The sequence below is a fragment of the Telmatocola sphagniphila genome (assembly GCF_018398935.1).
In the GTDB taxonomy this organism is placed as follows: Bacteria; Planctomycetota; Planctomycetia; order Gemmatales; family Gemmataceae; genus Telmatocola; species Telmatocola sphagniphila.
The window spans coordinates 5899056-5915295 of record NZ_CP074694.1; the positions used below are offsets into that span (position 1 = coordinate 5899056).

Here is a 16240-nt window from a genome sequence, read left to right on the forward strand (position 1 = left end):
GCATGAGTAAACCCTTTACCCCCGGCCCCACCCCAAACACCGTCCGAGCTGCCGATGGCAAGGTCTTGAGCGTCCCGGAGGGCTGGGTATTGCTCCCGCCCGGGGACGCTGCCCTGACTCGCAGGGTGAAAGCCGCTGGCGATCATTGGATCGTCGCCGAGAAGAAGGGCCGGAAGGTTTTCTCACGGGGCATCTGGACCTCGGCGGCGACCATTGAAAGTATTCGAGCCGATCTCGAAGCCGAGCGATCCACGGAGAGCTTCGCCCAGAAGAAGGAAGCCGCTGCCCGACGCCGGGAGAAAGTCCAGATCGAGTACGTCGAGGACTTCCACGGTGCAGTGTTGGCGTTCCTAGCCTTTCATCCGAATCACGCCGATCTCGCCGACCGGCTTGCCCGGGCCGTGACCGATCATGCAACGCCGGTCGGGAGCGGCACGGTCGCCAGGACGAAACGCATTCCAGTTGAGCAACGGGCCGAAGCCGCCGTGATAGCTTGGATGCGTCACCAGACGACCGGTTACGACGGCATGGTGATCCCACGGGTCAAAGGCAAACGGAGGGAAGTCCGGCGAATGCTGGCCCGGCGATCCCACGATTTGTTGGAGCGTTATCGGCGGGGCGAGGACCTTCCAGAGACGTGTCCGTTGCTGCGGACGTTGGCGAAGTTGGTGCCAGACCACGGGGAACCGTCAAGCGGGCATCGTCTTCCGGGCCAATGCTAAGGCTTGTTACCGAGGAAGTCGATCTCTGATGCCGAGGGAACCGAAGTAGCCTCGGGAACAGTTTCTACTGTTTAGGCGGGATCGGTCGCAGCGCTTAACCCTGCAACCCCGGCAGGTGACCAGTACTGTCGCCCAGGTTGGCTAGCTTAACGTCCATGCGGTCGAGCATCGACAGCCAGAGGTTGTTCAAAGGCGTTTCCTTGGCAAATTTCAAATGCCGTCCGGTCTTGATCGTGCCGCAACCGCGACCCGCGAGCAGGATCGGCAGGTCTTCGTGATTGTGGGCGTTGCCGTCCGAGTTGCCGCTGCCGTAGGCCAGCATGCAATGGTCTAGCAGCGTGCCATCGCCCTCGTTGATGCCCTTGAGCCGTTCGATCAGGTAAGCCAGTTGGCTGGTGTGAAACTTATTGATGTCCCGAATCTTTTCTTTCTTCTTCGGATCGTTGCCGTGGTGCGAAAGGTCGTGGTGCCCCTCGGGGACGCCGGCGAACGGATAGGGCTTGTTGCTTCCCTCGTTCGCGAGCACGAAGGTGCAAACCCGCGTGACGTCGGCCTGGAAAGCGAGCACAATCAGGTCGGAGAGGATGCGCAGATGCTCGGCATACACGGCCGGGATGGTGACGGGAGCCTTGTACTCCGGCGTTTTCACCGGAGGCAACTTGTCAGCCTTGTTGATCCGTTGCTCCACATCGCGAATGGCCGAGAAGTACTCGTCGAGCTTGCGCAGGTCGTTGGCCCCGAGTTTGTTCTTCAGTTCGGCGGAGTCCTCGCGGACGAAATCCAGGACGCTCTTGCGGCGAGCGTCACGTTTGGCTCGCTCGGCGTCGCCCCCATTGCCAAAAAGTCGTTCAAAGACCAGTTTGGGATTCACTTCTTTAGGCAACGGCTGGGTGGCTGAGCGCCAGGACATCGTCGAGGAATAGACGCACGAATAACCGCTATCGCAGTTTCCCGCCATCGCGCCCGCCTCGGCGCCGATCTCCAGTGAGGGCAAACGGGTGGTATCGGCCAGTCGACCCGCCGCGACCTGATCGACGGAAACGCCGGCCCGGATGTCGGCGCCGTCGGTTTTGCGGGGCTGGCAGCCGGTCAGGAATGCGCTGAGCGCCCGGGCGTGGTCGCCGCCGCCGTCGCCGTGAGGCCGAGCCTTGTCTGCCGTCAAGCCGGTGAGAATCAGCAGGTCGTTCTTGACCTTGGCCAGAGGTTGCAGAATGGCCGGCAACTCTCCCAGCGCCCCTTCAGTCTTCGGGGTCCAGTCGGCCATATTCTTGCCGTTGGGCACATACAAGAAGGCCATGCGATTGGGCGCTGGTGCCGCCCTGCTGGACTCGGCGGCCCAGGAGGTGACGGCCCCCATCGAGTCGAGCCAAGGCAAAGCGATCGCCGATCCGAGTCCGCGAAGCATGGTCCGGCGTGATAGGGTCTTCATGTCGTTTTCCTGATTTTGCTATACCCCCGGTCCCGATGGCCCGGCGAGTCAAAGTCTGTTTAATTGACGGCCTTTGCCGGTTCCGTTTTGCCCCGCCGCATGCGGAAGGCGTCACTTCGAACGATTTCTGTGACCAGAGCGGAGAAGGCAAACCCGCCTTTTTCCGTTCCGGAGACGATTTTCTTCAGCGTCTGCTTGTCGTAGTACTCGAGGCCGCGACCCAGCGCGTAGGTGAGCATTTTCTCGGCCCAGTTGCCGGCAATCAACTCTTTCTTCTCTTTTAGTAGCGATTTAAGTTGTTGCGGATTCTGGAATTGCCGGCCATCGGGCAGTTTACCGGCCGGGTCGATGTCGAAGGCGCCGTCCTTGGTGCGGAATTTGCCGATCGCATCAAAATTCTCCAGGGCGAACCCCATCGCATCCATCTTGGCATGGCAGTTGGCGCAGGCCGGGTTTTTCCGGTGCTCCTCCATGCGCTGGCGGAGGCTGCCGCTGGAGATGGCCTTGGGGTCCTCCTTCAACTCCGGGACGTTCGGGGGCGGCGGTGGCGGAGGAGTGCCCAGCACTTGTTCCAGCACCCAGCGACCTCGCTTGACCGGCGAAGTCCGCGTCGGATTCGAGGTGACCGTGAGGATGCTGGCTTGAGTCAGAATCCCGGCCCGCGACCCGTCGGCCGGAAGTTCCACGCGAACGAACGAATCCCAGGGGATGTTCTGTCCGCCGGGCGTCGGTTTCGGTGTGGACCAATAGTTACCCTTAGTGTCTTTGATGCCATAAATAGCCGCCAACTTTCCATCGATGTGGGTGTAGCGGCCATCGATGATGTCGAGGATCGATCGATCCTCCCGTACCATTTCCTCAAAGAACAGTTGCGTCTCGCGGATCATCGACCGGCGCAGCTCTTCATTGAACTGCGGAAACAGCTTCTGGTCCGGGGCGAAGGTGTCCAGCCGTTTCAGTTGCAGCCATTGCATCACAAAGTTGTCCACCAGTGTGGCGGCCTTCGGATCCTTCAGCATCCGTTTCACCTGCGACTCCAGGTTGGCGCCCAATTGGTTTTTGGCGGCCAGCGCGAACAATTCGTCGTCGGGCATGGAAGCCCAGATGAAGTACGACAGTCGCGACGCGAGTTGGTACTCGTTGATCGGGTGGGCTTCTACGGAGTCGGGCCGGTCGTCGAGTTCCACGCGGAAGAGGAACTTCGGCGAGGTCAGCACGCCCTGCAGGGCGAGCTGAATGGCAGTCTCGTACTTCTCGCCGCTCGCCTCCGTCGCTTCGACGAACTTGACCAGTCTTTCGACTTCTTCCGGTGTGGCCGGTCGACGGTAAGCCTTAGTGGCAAATCGGCCCAGGATCTCCCGGGTTTGTTCCCGTTTGGGTTTCGAGAGGTCGGCCGCAAGCAGTTTCTTGTGAGTTTCCGGTCGGGTGTCGGCCGGGCCGTTGAGGTTGAAATTTTCGACGAGCAGTCGGCGTTCCTTCCCCTGGGCGTTCTTCTTGGGGTTCACCAGATTGACCGCGATCCGGACCATTCCTTTAGTGATCTTGAGTTTGGTTTCGTGGAATTTGGCCGACTTCGCGTCACCGGCGGGCAGCGACACGGCGGCCACTTCGGTGCCGTTGACCGTGACGCTGACACGGACCGGTTCGTCGTCGATCGTTTCGGCAAAGGCCCGAAAGCGAAAAGTGTAATCGCCGCTGAGCGTAATTGAGTATTGCGAATTCAGGTTCCCTGTGGTGATCGGTCGAAACTTGGGCACCTTCTCGGGGTCGGTGGCCGGCTCCAGGTACTGCGAACCGACCCAGCGCTCAGGCGGCTTGGGCGGGTTGGGGATAATTGCCCGGTTGGTGATCGACTCGGCCGCGGCCAGATAGCGCTCCAGCAGCACCGGGGAGATCGTCAGCACGTCGCCGATGTTATCGAACCCGTAGCCGATATCATCGGCCGGGAAATCCTCGGCGGGGTTGAAGTCGATGCCGACCAGATCGCGGACGGTGTTCGCGTATTCGGTTTTGTTGAGCCGGCGGATCGTCACCCGGCCCGGATCGGGTTTCGCGTTGATGTCGGCTTTGTCGAAAATCGAATTGACGAGAGCAAGGAATTGCTCGGAATCTTTGGCTGGAGGGCGGGGCTTCTCTGCCGGGGGCATTTCGCCCTCGGCAATCACCTTGAGGACGCTGTCCCACAGTTTCCGATTTTTCAGCAACGAAGCTTCGCTGGTGAACGTGTGCAACGCCACATCGGCATTCTTTTTCTTCTCGCCATGGCAGGCAAGACAGTGCTTTTGCAGGAAAGCGACCCCGTCTTTGGCAAAGTCGGCGGCCTGCACAGGCTTGAGGCCGGCTAGGCCGAGCAAAAGTGTCAGAGCGGCGAACAAACGCATGAAGATAGATTCCGTGGCAAAAATTCAAGCGGGACGGCCCGATCGCCGCAGGCAGGGATTTAAATTAATTTTACCGACAATTCACCTGTAGTGCAATATGCAGGTTCACTACGGATGGGGAAATCGCATCCCTCCTTGAGCCGCATCGCGATTCGTCGTTGAATTCGTTAAAGTACGCAGTTCAGAGTCCTGCTTAGGACGATGCTCGGGCGAGGATGGCCTACTCCTTCTCAGCTAGCGAAAATCGTGAGGGATTCTCCAAATGGTAGTGGGACCGAAGTCGCCTTACTATTGAGGGAAAGAATGCAGATCCAGACCCGTATGGTTAGGGAGCTTTGTCAGGCTCAAGAGATTGATTCCTCTACCCTCAAATTCGGCATCTATCTGTACGTTTCGTACGAATAGAATTCTGCCGTGTTTTTCTTGAGCGGTCAAGGCGAACCGGATATCGTTAAGTGAATGAGTACTTCACAACCGGAACTTGGTCACACTGCGTTTTCTAGAGGCATTCTGGAAGTGGAGGTTGACATACTTCGCTCCGACATAATCTCGGTCAACCTTGCTTTATTGACGCGTCTAAAAGAGTCCTGGATACTCCTTTTCTCAATCGTTCTGACTGCTTTTGTCTACGCAGATGCAATTAATCCGCCAAATTTCCTCGTTACAATAATTATGGCTGTTCTTATTATTATTGTTCTCGGAGTTTTAGCATTCTGTGGGTTATTCACAATGTTGTGCGTCACTGCTTTTCTCGCTTCTAGTCATCAAAATGGCGTCCTAGGAATTCACAGATTTATACTACTGGCTGAGGGTTTGCAAGAGATAACTGAAGTGAATGTCTCTTTTCACAAGTGGATTGGCATTCGAGATATCATTTCTTCGCCCAGATACTGTGTGATCAGAATAAGTCCTTTTCTTTATTATGTGATTCCTCGGCGGTCTTTTTGTTCGAAGGAAGACTATGAAGTCTTTCTTTATGAAGCGAAAACTTTGATGAACTCAGCTAAGTTGGATGGCAAGACCAGCAAATTTGAGGGTCGCTGAGCATTCGCGATTTCCTCCAACCTCTCCCGTGCCTGCGTGGACTACGGACGAGAGTTGGCCGGACTGCCCAAGCTGGACTGGAGCAACTCCCCGAGCTGAGTCTCTACAACCGACGTCGCCCAGGCCCTCCTCGACATGCTCCAATGCCTCCACGCCTTCTTCCCGCTGGACACTGACCAATCTGAAGTGAGTACCTCTCTGTACTCAGCTCGACCCCTTGATTGTCACACATTTTAACAACACTTGATTGAATGCTAAACTTTTAAGCTTTCAACAAATTGGTTCGGTCTGCCCGCAAAATGATCTGCTAGTCGATCAACGACATGTATTAGTGACCATACTGCTTTACGCTCAAGTTTCTTACATGCTTCGAGCGTTGCTGGCTCCTCATGGCTATCGCCGAATTTTTGTCTAGTTAGTGCTCCTGTAAAAGAATCCTTCTTAAAAAAATGTGTTTCAACCATAAAGCGGGCCTCCAGGTCGAAATTCCCGAGAACTGGCCAACTGCCATCAACTATCGGACGGTTCATAACTAGAATCCGAAAAGCAATTGGGGCGGGTAAAACTTTCTCAGGGGGAAGAAGATTCTTACTTTTCAAATCATAAAATGCTACTAGTGGCATACGAAGAACTCGACCATATGCATATCCGGATTCGAGTGGGATGGCAATGAGATCGCCCACTCGTCGCTTCACTCTCTTCTTTTTCTCATTCTTCACACTTCGACCCTGCTTTGGCTTGCCCTTCGTGAGATTATGATTCTGAAGTAATTATAGACGCTGTTGATATTCCAGGAAACGCAACAATGACTTATCCCGCAGTCGAGTTGGAGCAGTCTGAACACTACCCAAGCGGTAAACCGAGTTACTGAGTTAACACTGAATCTCAACTGTTCACAACTGACCTGACAAAATTCCTTCTCAACCTGCTCCAATGCTTTCATACCTCCCTCCCGATGGACACGGACCTATCTGAAGCGAGTCCCTCTCTGGCTTCGAATCGATCCCTACTTCAACGGCCCGGGGTGAATTCACACTCAACGGGGCAGAATTCGCCCGCCTCGATCCAGACGCCTTCGAGCCCGAGCCTGTGATTTTGCCCCAACTGGGAAAGCGGTGCTACCTGATCCGAGCAAGAGAGTTCGAAATATTGATCGAGATTATGGACGGGGCTGAGAAGCGGGCGAAGACCTACTACAACCAGCAGGTGTGACTTGCAAATTATTCAGTGCAGACGAGTACCCAAATGGACTGTTTCAAATTCATTTTTTCGTTTCGAAGCTTTTTAGATCCAAGGTGAATTCAAGTTCTTTTTCTGCTTGCTTCACCCTCAGCTTGACCCGAGTGCCATCCTCGCATAAGCGTTTCCTAACATCGAATAATTCGATCTTGGCAATGTCCTGGCCATCCAGCCGGGTCAAGATGTCCCCTTCCTTCATACCGGCTTTATCCGCAACGCTGTCCTTATCGATCGCTTGGGCCAGCACACACCCCGAGTTTGTGCGAATATACAAGCCGCTCAAGTCGTAAAGATCGGGTTTGTCAAAGTTTTTCCCGGGCTTCAAATACAACTTATTTGCAGGAAAATCGGCTCTTCCGTTTCTAGGTGTAGCATTCAGAGAAATACTTCTGGATCTGGTTGACGAAGCCGCGAATCTCCGCAATGGTCGGCCCTAATTTTTTCGCTGCCCAATTCACGTCCAGGAGTATTCTCGTCCAGAGCGTAGTTAGACTCTGAATTCCATAACTTCGGCGTAGCACTACCCGAATCTTGGTATTCAGACCCTCCACCGGGCCGCTGCTTTTGCGTTCCTCGAAGTAGGCTAAGATCCCCTCCCAGTTATTCTTGAGCATCGTGATGAACGGCTCCCAATCCATCTCGGTCTCGCGGGCCTGGACGATCCAATCTTCCAACAGTCGCGAGGCTTCGGCTCGGTTCGGGGCACTATCGAAGATTTTGGTCGCCTCCCAACGCAGATGGTAGATCGTTCCCAACGAAGGCACCTTCTCGAACAAATCCTCGAGGGCCTGGACCTGCTCCGGTTTCAAATCCTCGGGACGACGCCGGAAGTCGTGCATCTGAGAACGCAGCTTCTTGCGGGCTTCCCCGCTCAAACTTCGCTTGTAGGCTCGATAGTTTTTTTTCGCAGATCGTCCGCCACCTCACCCAATTTCTTGGCGACGTGAAAGCGATCTATTACCGACTGGCTGTTGGGTAAATGCACGCCGCAAGCCTTCAAATACGCCGCGCTCATGTCCGTATGATGCCAACGCACCGCCGACCGTTGCTGGGCCGACAAATGCTCCAAACACGCTCGCCCCGCTGCTTCGTCGCGACCCTTGGACAGAGCCAGAATCTCCGGACGCTCCCCATTCGTCAGGTCTGTGAGAATGGTCGCATATCCCTTATGCCCCTTACGCAGGCTGATCTCATCCAGACCCAAACGCTCGATCTTCCGCTGGGGATCGATCTGCTTCGCCTTGGCGTCCTCTATCCGGTTCTTGACGATTCGTTCCACCGTCTCCGCGGCGATCCCCAAACGCACCGCCACGTCTTCGGCTGTGCTCCCGATCAGACTGACCAGCACCTGCTCCTCGAAGCGAAACGTATATTTCACATCCCGACGCTTGAACGGCGGCAACAGCGATTGACGGTGACCGCACGACGGGCAGCGGTGATACACCTCCTGGTACACGAAAAAGCTCGGCTTACCCCACAAATCCAGATCGCGGATGCTCAGAAACTTGTTCTTCTCCACCAATTGAAGCCGAGACTCTCGCTGGCATGTCTCGCAACAAAGATTGTCGGGCAACTCCCAACTCACGTGAAAGGCGTGGCCCCCGTCGATGCGTTCGTATTCGCCAACGCTCACTCCGGCAGGGACGTCCATGTCTATGGCAATGGTAGTCGTCGTCATCGGCTCTTCCGTGAACCAGGAAAAGGGTACTCTCAATTGCAATCTATCCCAAAATGACCGATTCGCCGAGAGTTGCGCCTAAAAACGGAAGAACCGGAAAATCGAACGTCACAACGAAGCGAGACAGAAAATATAAGCTAAGCTTATTGATCTTATCGACTTCGAAAAAAATTGGCTTTTTCACTACATGACCTTGGATTGACAAACTATTGCACCGCACTTGATCAATTACTCCTCCTGGGGAGTGGAACAAAAAATCTCGTTCTTTAAAAGAGTATCCCAGCTCTGAATCCACGATTTTATGGACCAGAGTTTCACCCAGTTGACCACTTGTAGTGCCTATATCAGTGGTATCCAAAATAAATTTAGCCTTCAAAAATTTGTCGAGATGAAGATTGATTTTGGGTATATCGGTATCGTCCGATTCGAACGAGATTTCCTTACCGAGTTCTTTGTGAGTTCTTTTCAGAAATCGTAACTCTCCCGCATCAAAGTCGATCTGGACAATCTTGTGTGAAAGATAATCCAGTCCAAGAATACCGCGAACATCGCAACCGAGTCTTTGCCGCATGCCTTCCAAATCATCGATTGAAAGAGTGGTAACTATGTAGTCCCCTAAACGTTTCTTCCCAAGCCAACTTTCGGGTACATTTATAGCATTTAGACCTTGCCGCTTCGCATCAAATGCACCCACTCCCCCTAGATTCAAAGGTGGTTTTGGTTCGGTGATCAAACTCTTATCAAAACAAGTCTCCGAACTACTTGTATCAACCAAAAAAGGAACTTTCTTACCGCCCACATCGATTGGTAAAAGAATCGGTTTGCCATCTTTTGCTATCTTAAATTTCTCGATGACATTCGAATCTTCCTTTGGAGTCTGGGCCGATGTTTGCGCGAAGGCCACAAAAAAAAACAACATCGACAGGATAGCTGTAGGCGTGAACAAAAGCGCACCGACCAAATATTCAATCCAGCTGTTAACGACTGCATCTTTGATCGATTTAAAAAAAACAGGCATGAAACCTACCCTTCTGAGTTCGCTCTTCTATTTTGCCCAGAGTTCGCAGCAAGTAGGAGATAATAACATGAAGACTATCGAAACATACTGACCGGATTTTTCATATCAAAAAATGGTTAGACACTAAAAAAGGGGCCGAGATCCCTCTCAGCCCCTTCCCATAACCAGCCCTGGAGCGCATTTCCGGGGCCGCAGGTAAACCACCGGTGAAATGCTCTTATCGTCCGAACCAGCGGCCTAAGACTCGCCGAGGCGGAGCCTGCTGAGTTGGGCACTGAGCGTCCGGACAGCCGCCTTCGAGCGGCGGCCAGCTGCCGATCATCACCGGCTCCGCTGGTACTGGCTCCGGGACGAAGATCTTCGGGCGGGGGTATGCGACTCGCGATTTTTCGACGACTGGTTACACAATGACCAGACGGAGATAGGACCGGTTGCGGTCAACATTGCCTTGATCCAGCTTGACGACAGGACTTGTCAGGAACAGGTCCACGGCTTCCACGACGAACATCCCGCCCTTTGGTGCCACACCAGTGACCTTGATAGGTAGTTCGTAGTTGACCGTTTATCTGTAGGTTGGATTGTTGTTGCTTTTTGAGGGATTTTATATTCTCGCTACCCAGGTAGTGCCGTTTCCGGACGTGGTTGAACACCCACTTCACTGTCCTGGGATGGCAATTAACGGATCTTAGTGAGATGGGTTTTAGCCGCCATTGAGCGCCTTCCTGTGCATTTTTGCGATACACACTACAGATGCGCCGAAGTCGCTGCACTCGCCGACGGCGAGGAATTCCGCAAAATGCAAGAAAACAGCGGGAATTTGAACAGTGGAAGCGCTGGGATTCGAACCCAGGACCAACGGATTAAAAGTCCGTTGCTCTACCAACTGAGCTACGCTTCCGGGACATAAAATCTTAGGCAGACGAACTCTCAAGTCAAGAAGTTGCTCCGGCTTCCTGAACGGTTTTGAGCCACACAGTTAGGGATGCGCCGGTCTGGGCACCGGTTCGGATTTTTCCAGGATCCGTCCCGGTTACTTGCCGCCGAAGTCTTCCACTTCAATTTTCATCGAGAATTTGCCGTTGTTTGCTTCCATCTTCACCATGCCCAGGGAGAACCCTTTACCCATCCAGATTTTGCTCGAACCTTTCAGACCCGCCGAGTTTTCGATCCTGTAATCCAGAACTTTGCAGTCAATTTTTTTGTCTTTGACGGATATCGATTCCGCGGTTTCCGAAACCAGAGTTGCTTTCCCGTCCTTACCTTTGGCCGGAACCGAGGGGTCGAACTTCTCTTTCAGAGAAATTTTCTGCTCAGACGTCTTTCCCTTCGCCTCTCCCACGGTCGTTTCGGATCGGATGGTAACCGAATCCGCACTCCGGGCGATAACCGTTTTCTTTAGCGTGATTTTCTGGTCGGGAATCGCGGTACTGCTGACTTTGTAGCGCACCCAATCTCCTTCTTTGGCACCGGCAAAAGGAGATTCTTCCTCCGCCCAGCGGCCCATCGCCGAGGTGCTGAAGCCGGCGAATAAAACCAGCAGCATCGAAAATTTCTTCAACATCGGTTCCCTCGAATGGTTCGAGATAAAAGAGACGCGACGAGGCAGTCCTGATATCACCCGATGTCGAATATCGGGGTGAAGGAAATTATCTCAAATCAAGCCGTGGTGAGCCAGATAGCGTTCCGCATCGAGTGCGGCCATGCAACCCGTACCCGCCGCGCTGATGGCCTGACGGTAGTAATCGTCGGCCACGTCACCGGCCGCGAATACCCCTTCGACATTGGTGTAAGTGCGGGCAACCGTCGTCCACTGGATGTAACCCTGCGGATTGAGGGTGATCTGGCCGTCGAGAAAGCCGGTATTCGGGGTATGACCGATGGCCAGGAACAGCCCGGAGCAGGCGTAATCTTCCAGGGCATTAGTTTGAACGTTTTTGATGCGGATGGCCGTTACACCGTTCTTATCGTCCCCGAGAACTTCCTCGAGAACGCTGTGATAACGGATTTTGATTTTGGGATTGTCGAAGGCTCGCTTCTGCATGATCTTGGAAGCCCGCAGGACATCCCGGCGAATCAGCATGGTGACTTCTGAAGCGAATTTAGTCAGATAATTTGCTTCTTCCACGGCGGTGTCGCCTCCACCGACAACCAACAGTGGCTTATTTCGGAAGCGGGGCAGGGCGCCGTCGCAAACCGCACAGGCCGAAACGCCGCGATTTTTGAAGCGGTCTTCGGAGGGCAAGCCCAGGTAATTGGCCCGGGCTCCGGTGGCGATGATTACGCTTTGGGCTTCATAAACCTGATCGTCGTGCGTGGTCAATTTGAACGGTCGCTTGCTGAAGTCGACTTTCACAACGTCCTTGGATTCAATGCGAGTTCCAAAATTCTTGGCCTGTTGCCGCATCAGTTCCATGAGTTCCGGCCCGTTAATGCCGTGGCTGGGTTGAGGCTTGTTCGCCTGGACCCAGTAGGGCAGAGCTTCTTCGGGCAGGGCCGACTTCAGATAGGCGCGAGTATCGCCGTTCGGGAAGCCGGGGTAATTCTCGACCTCCAAGGTCAGACTGAGTTGACCGAGGGGAATCGTACCTTGTTGCCGATTTTTCTCACTGGTTCCGTCCCCTTCCAGCACCAGGGGGTTCAAGTTCGCGCGAGCGGTATAAATGGCAGCCGCCCAACCGGCGGGGCCGCTACCGATAATAATGACGTTCTCTGGCATATGCTCCGTTCCTTTCCTTTTCAGAAAGATAGTTTAGCAGCCGAAGGAATCTTACGTGAGCTTTTCGGTGGAAATTCGACTATGATAATTAGATAGTTGTGTAACCTCGCCGGTCCTTCGATCATCGAAGACCTTATCGGAACTCTTCCAAGGATGACTCTGGGCAGCCCAAGCGCTGCCCGAACAGAAAAGAGAAGTCGTTATGCAGACAATTGCTCGTTCCGCTAATATCGCTCGCGGGGTTTCGATCTCGCTGGCGCTTTTGATCCTCCTGGGTCTGGGTTATGTATCGTTTTACAAATTTCTGACCCCTGCTAGCACCCTGGCGGCTTATGCGGAAGCAGGTGCCCCGCGTGCGGCCACCAATGCTCCGGAACTCGAGGGCGGGGTGGCCTGGTTGAATACCGGCAAACCGATCAAAATCGCCGATCTGAAAGGTAAGATCGTCCTGCTCGATTTCTGGACGCTCTGCTGCATCAATTGCATCCACACTCTTCCCGATCTGGCCAAGTTAGAGAAGAAATATGCGAACGAACTGGTCGTGATCGGCGTGCATTCCGCCAAGTTCGAAAATGAAAAAAATAGCGAAAGTATCCGCAAGGCTCTCCTGCGCTACGAAATCAAGCATCCGGTCGTGAACGATGCCAACATGCAGATCTGGAAAGCGTACGATGTGCATTCCTGGCCGACGCTGGTGCTGATCGATCCGGAAGGGAAGCTGATTGCCACCGGATCGGGCGAAGGGCTCTATGACGCCGTCGATAAGAAAGTGGCCGAGCTCATCAAGATTCACAAGGAAAACAAGACTTTGAACGAAAAGCCGATGCGATTCGACACCGCGGCGTTTCGGGACAAGATCGATTCACCCTTGTATTTCCCGGGTAAGATTCTGGTCGATGCCCCGAGCAAGCGGATCTTCATCTCGGACAGCACCAATCATCGGGTTGTGATTACGGATCTGAACGGACAGAAAATCGCGATTGCGGGTACGGGAACCCCCGGCCTCAAGGATGGGACTTTCGCCGAAGCGCAATTCGACGATCCGCAGGGGCTGGCACTCAAGGGTGATAAGCTTTATGTGGCCGATCGCCGAAATCACTGCATTCGCGAACTCGATTTGAAGGCTCAGACGGTAAAAATTATCGCCGGAACGGGTCAGCAGGATCGGGATCGGGCGGAAGGTGGCCCGGCCTTGAAGCACGGCCTGAATAGTCCGTGGGATTTGCTTATCCGAGACAATATCCTATTTATCGCCATGGCGGGTCACCATCAGATCTGGGCCTTGGATCTCGATAAGATGGTGCTCGACAACTACGCCGGGGATGGCCGGGAGAATATCAAGGATGGTCTGCTCTCCCAAGCACGCTTTGCACAGCCAAGCGGTCTGGCTTCGGATGGTAAAGATTTGTTTGTGGCCGATTGCGAAGTCAGTGCCGTGAGACGGGTGCCGCTTGTGGCAAATGGGCGAGTCGAGACTCTCGTGGGCACCGGACTCTTCGATTTCGGGGACCAGGATGGCCAAGGTAAGGAAGCGCTTTTGCAGCACGCGATTGGTTTAGCTTACGCTGATGGCAAGGTTTATGTGGCCGACACTTACAACAGCAAGATCAAAACGATAGACCTGGCCAGCGGCAAAGTATCGACTTTCGTGGGGGGCAAGGGCTCCGGGGACTTCAATGAACCCTGTGGTCTGAGCATTGCAGAGGGAAATCTGTATGTGGCCGATACCAATGCTCATCGGATTCGGATTGTCGATCTGAAGACCAAGGCGATTAAGACGCTGGAACTGAAGGGTGTTGAGCCGGTCAAAGTCAGTTCTAAGTAAGTTACATCTCTTCCATCTGAAATTCGCTGGTGATGCCTCTCACCAGCGATTGCCTCTTCCGTCTGTAGATGAAAACTGCATTTCTTCGTCTTCTCGCATAATCCCTCTACTAAGATCCCGAGAACGAAACTTTGGAGGAATAGGATTTGCAATTATCCTGGTATAGGTTTAGCAGAACCCCAACCTTCTCTTATTGGAGAGACAGCAAGAACTCAGACAACGAAGTCGAAATAATTGCTGAGTTGGGGAATCGGCTCGTGCCCTAGGAAGTTAAATATCAAGGGACAGAAATTACAGGCAGAAAAATCCCGGAAAAAGCAGCTATGTAGAGGTAAGTGTCTTGGAAGCACTTGGGCAGAGCCCGTACTCAAAACTTCTCGCTTCTTTTACTTCGGCACCATCAGCGTGAACGGGTAGACATAAGCCTGCAGCATCGTCATCAAGCCGACGATTGAGCCCAGAATGATCGAGTGCCAGATGACCTTCTTGAAAATGTCGGCCTCTTTTCCCAATTGATGCGTCCCGGCGGTCGCCACGCAGATGCTCTGAGCGTCGATCATTTTGCCCATCACGCCCCCGGTGCTGTTGGCCGTGGAAATTAAAATTTCGGCCTGGGGCAGAGTCAGATGGGTAAAGACATTGGTTTTGAACAATTCGTCGGCCGTGATCTTCTGAAGGCTGCCAAACAAGGCATTGCTGCCGGCATCCGTCCCGGTTAGGAACACGCCCAGCCAGCCGAGCATGGCCGCAAAGTAAGGGTAGAGCCAGCCGGTTCGGGCAAATGCCACACCTAAGGTTGCATCCATCCCCGCATATTTCGTCACATAACTTAAGCCGAGCATGCAGGCGATCGTCGGAATCGGGATCTTCATCTGCTCGCAGGTTTTCCAGAAGACCGCCTTGCCTTGCCTCCAGTTCATTCGCAACAGTAACATCGAGACGACCGCCGCCATGAACACTGGCGTACCCGCGGCCGACAGCCAAATGAATTTGAAGATCGCCGCTTCTTTTTCCGGTTCCGCCAGACCGGGCTTCTGGAGCCGGGCCGCCCGTTCGACTTCCCGGTGCAGGGTGGGAATTTCGATTTCATACACCGTTTTGAACGGTATCACCTGTCCGGCGATTTCGAAATTCGCGATGGTGGTCTTCTTCTGGTTCTCCAACACCCGAATCTGTGAATTAAAAATCAGAAATAATGCCATGATGACAAACGGCATCCAGGCTTTGCTGATCTGGGCCATGGTCAAAGGCTTCAAATGGCTTCCTTCGGCGAACTGCGAGGAGCCCTCGAAATGCCATTCTTTTTTCGGCTTCCAGAGCTTCAGAAAAATGATCAAACTGACGAGTGAGCCAATGCTGGCTCCCACATCGGTAATCGGCCAGACGATCAGGCCTGGGATGTAACGGTGAATCGTCCCGAAGCCGAACTGAAAAATTGCAAAGGATCCCCCTCCAACCACTAAAGCCGGCCAGACGGCCAGTGTCTCACGCCAGCTGCACATCACTTTCACCATGTAGCAGGGCACTAGGAACGAAAGAAAGGGAAGCTGATGGGCAGCCATGACGCTAATCAAATCCCCGGGGATGTCGGTCACCCCCGCCAGCGTGATGATGGGAGTTGCCACACCCCCGTACGCAACCGGGGAAGTGTTGGCGATCAGGCAGATGACCGCCGCGGTCAGGGCTGGAAATCCCAATCCGACCAGCATGGCCCCGCAGACGGCTACCGGAGCGCCCGACCCGGCCGAGCCTTCGAGGAAAGCCCCGAAACAAAAGCCGATCAGTACTGCCTGGATCCGGCCATCGCTCGATAATCCGGCGACGGATCGGCGAACATTCTCAAACTGGCCGCTTTCGACCGTCACGTTGTACAGGAGCATGGCGTTAAAAACGGTCCAACAGATCGGAAGCAGGCCGTATCCTATGCCATGGACGCACGACCAGCAGGTCATATCCAAGGGCATTTTGTACACGCTCCACGCGATCAGGATGGCGACCAGAGCTCCCGACAACCCGGCCAGAGAGGCCCGCCAACGTCGGACCACCAGCAAATAAAAGAGTACGAGAACGGGAAGCGCGGCGACAATCGTCGAGAAAAAGGGACTATTTAAGGGATCGAGATTTTGGATGTATCTGACGGCTAGAAGCATGAGAGAGGAATCCTTCGGTCGGTAGGAAAAGTGATGCT

13 protein-coding genes and 1 tRNA gene are annotated in these 16240 nt (G+C 54.0%); 3 read left to right on the plus strand and 11 right to left on the minus strand.

Translation table 11 applies throughout. From position 1 onward, the window contains the following. Positions 1-2: 2 nt before the first annotated feature. Positions 3-722 carry a DUF2293 domain-containing protein gene (locus KIH39_RS23645; protein ID WP_213500574.1) on the plus strand — a complete coding sequence of 240 codons (720 nt, stop codon included), beginning with the start codon at positions 3-5 and terminating at the stop codon, positions 720-722. Between the two features lie 94 nt (positions 723-816). Here KIH39_RS23645 and KIH39_RS23650 read toward each other — a convergent pair whose 3' ends face one another. Continuing rightward, entirely contained in the window at positions 817-2151 is a 1335-nt protein-coding gene (locus tag KIH39_RS23650) for a DUF1552 domain-containing protein (protein WP_246539414.1), read from the minus strand. Between the two features lie 59 nt (positions 2152-2210). Beyond that, positions 2211-4532, minus strand: a complete 2322-nt coding sequence (locus tag KIH39_RS23655) for a DUF1592 domain-containing protein (protein ID WP_213496093.1) — start codon at positions 4530-4532, stop codon at positions 2211-2213. Between the two features lie 729 nt (positions 4533-5261). Between KIH39_RS23655 and KIH39_RS27315 the strand changes: the two genes are divergently transcribed. Beyond that, complete coding sequence (locus KIH39_RS27315; protein ID WP_390623722.1) at positions 5262-5576, plus strand: YcxB family protein; 315 nt, start codon at positions 5262-5264, stop codon at positions 5574-5576. A gap of 254 nt (positions 5577-5830) precedes the next feature. Here KIH39_RS27315 and KIH39_RS23665 read toward each other — a convergent pair whose 3' ends face one another. The 8 genes from KIH39_RS23665 to KIH39_RS23700 all read right to left on the minus strand — a co-directional run bounded on the left by KIH39_RS23665 (position 5831) and on the right by KIH39_RS23700 (position 12227). Then, a complete protein-coding gene (locus tag KIH39_RS23665) occupies positions 5831-6295 on the minus strand; it encodes an Imm26 family immunity protein (protein WP_213496097.1) in 465 nt (154 codons plus the stop codon). A gap of 542 nt (positions 6296-6837) precedes the next feature. Then, entirely contained in the window at positions 6838-7140 is a 303-nt protein-coding gene (locus tag KIH39_RS23670; protein ID WP_213496098.1) for a PDZ domain-containing protein, read from the minus strand. A 37-nt stretch (positions 7141-7177) separates the two neighbouring features. After that, positions 7178-7690 (minus strand): transposase, encoded by a 513-nt coding sequence (locus tag KIH39_RS23675; protein ID WP_213496100.1) that lies wholly within the window; start codon positions 7688-7690, stop codon positions 7178-7180. Further along, the gene (locus KIH39_RS23680) at positions 7687-8493 is read right to left on the minus strand and encodes a transposase (protein WP_213494163.1); all 807 of its coding nucleotides are present in this window, start codon (positions 8491-8493) and stop codon (positions 7687-7689) included. Before KIH39_RS23680 ends, KIH39_RS23675 begins: the two co-directional genes overlap by 4 nt. A 43-nt stretch (positions 8494-8536) precedes the next feature. After that, a complete protein-coding gene (locus tag KIH39_RS23685) occupies positions 8537-9511 on the minus strand; it encodes a pepsin/retropepsin-like aspartic protease family protein (RefSeq protein WP_213496102.1) in 975 nt (324 codons plus the stop codon). Positions 9512-10336: 825 nt separating this feature from the next. Continuing rightward, positions 10337-10409, minus strand: a tRNA-Lys gene (locus KIH39_RS23690). A gap of 132 nt (positions 10410-10541) precedes the next feature. Next, a complete protein-coding gene (locus tag KIH39_RS23695) occupies positions 10542-11072 on the minus strand; it encodes a hypothetical protein (RefSeq protein WP_213496104.1) in 531 nt (176 codons plus the stop codon). A 90-nt stretch (positions 11073-11162) separates the two neighbouring features. Further along, positions 11163-12227, minus strand: a complete 1065-nt coding sequence (locus KIH39_RS23700; protein WP_213496106.1) for an NAD(P)/FAD-dependent oxidoreductase — start codon at positions 12225-12227, stop codon at positions 11163-11165. A gap of 202 nt (positions 12228-12429) precedes the next feature. Between KIH39_RS23700 and KIH39_RS23705 the strand changes: the two genes are divergently transcribed. Next, on the plus strand, positions 12430-14052 hold the full coding sequence (locus KIH39_RS23705) for a thioredoxin-like domain-containing protein (RefSeq protein WP_213496108.1): 1623 nt from the start codon (positions 12430-12432) through the stop codon (positions 14050-14052). Positions 14053-14438: 386 nt separating this feature from the next. Here KIH39_RS23705 and KIH39_RS23710 read toward each other — a convergent pair whose 3' ends face one another. Next, a complete protein-coding gene (locus KIH39_RS23710) occupies positions 14439-16202 on the minus strand; it encodes an L-lactate permease (protein WP_213496110.1) in 1764 nt (587 codons plus the stop codon). Positions 16203-16240: the final 38 nt, after the last annotated feature.

Excerpts from the sequence above, each read along its gene's own strand:
- KIH39_RS23685 (WP_213496102.1), bottom strand. The coding sequence starts at position 9,511 with ATGCCTGTTTTTTTTAAATCGATCAAAGATGCAGTCGTTAACAGCTGG.
- KIH39_RS23695 (WP_213496104.1), bottom strand. The coding sequence starts at position 11,072 with ATGTTGAAGAAATTTTCGATGCTGCTGGTTTTATTCGCCGGCTTCAGC.
- KIH39_RS23680 (WP_213494163.1), bottom strand. The coding sequence starts at position 8,493 with ATGACGACGACTACCATTGCCATAGACATGGACGTCCCTGCCGGAGTG.
- KIH39_RS23700 (WP_213496106.1), bottom strand. The coding sequence starts at position 12,227 with ATGCCAGAGAACGTCATTATTATCGGTAGCGGCCCCGCCGGTTGGGCG.
- KIH39_RS23645 (WP_213500574.1), top strand. The coding sequence starts at position 3 with ATGAGTAAACCCTTTACCCCCGGCCCCACCCCAAACACCGTCCGAGCT.
- KIH39_RS23710 (WP_213496110.1), bottom strand. The coding sequence starts at position 16,202 with ATGCTTCTAGCCGTCAGATACATCCAAAATCTCGATCCCTTAAATAGT.
- KIH39_RS23705 (WP_213496108.1), top strand. The coding sequence starts at position 12,430 with ATGCAGACAATTGCTCGTTCCGCTAATATCGCTCGCGGGGTTTCGATC.
- KIH39_RS23655 (WP_213496093.1), bottom strand. The coding sequence starts at position 4,532 with ATGCGTTTGTTCGCCGCTCTGACACTTTTGCTCGGCCTAGCCGGCCTC.
- KIH39_RS23650 (WP_246539414.1), bottom strand. The coding sequence starts at position 2,151 with ATGAAGACCCTATCACGCCGGACCATGCTTCGCGGACTCGGATCGGCG.
- KIH39_RS27315 (WP_390623722.1), top strand. The coding sequence starts at position 5,262 with ATGTTGTGCGTCACTGCTTTTCTCGCTTCTAGTCATCAAAATGGCGTC.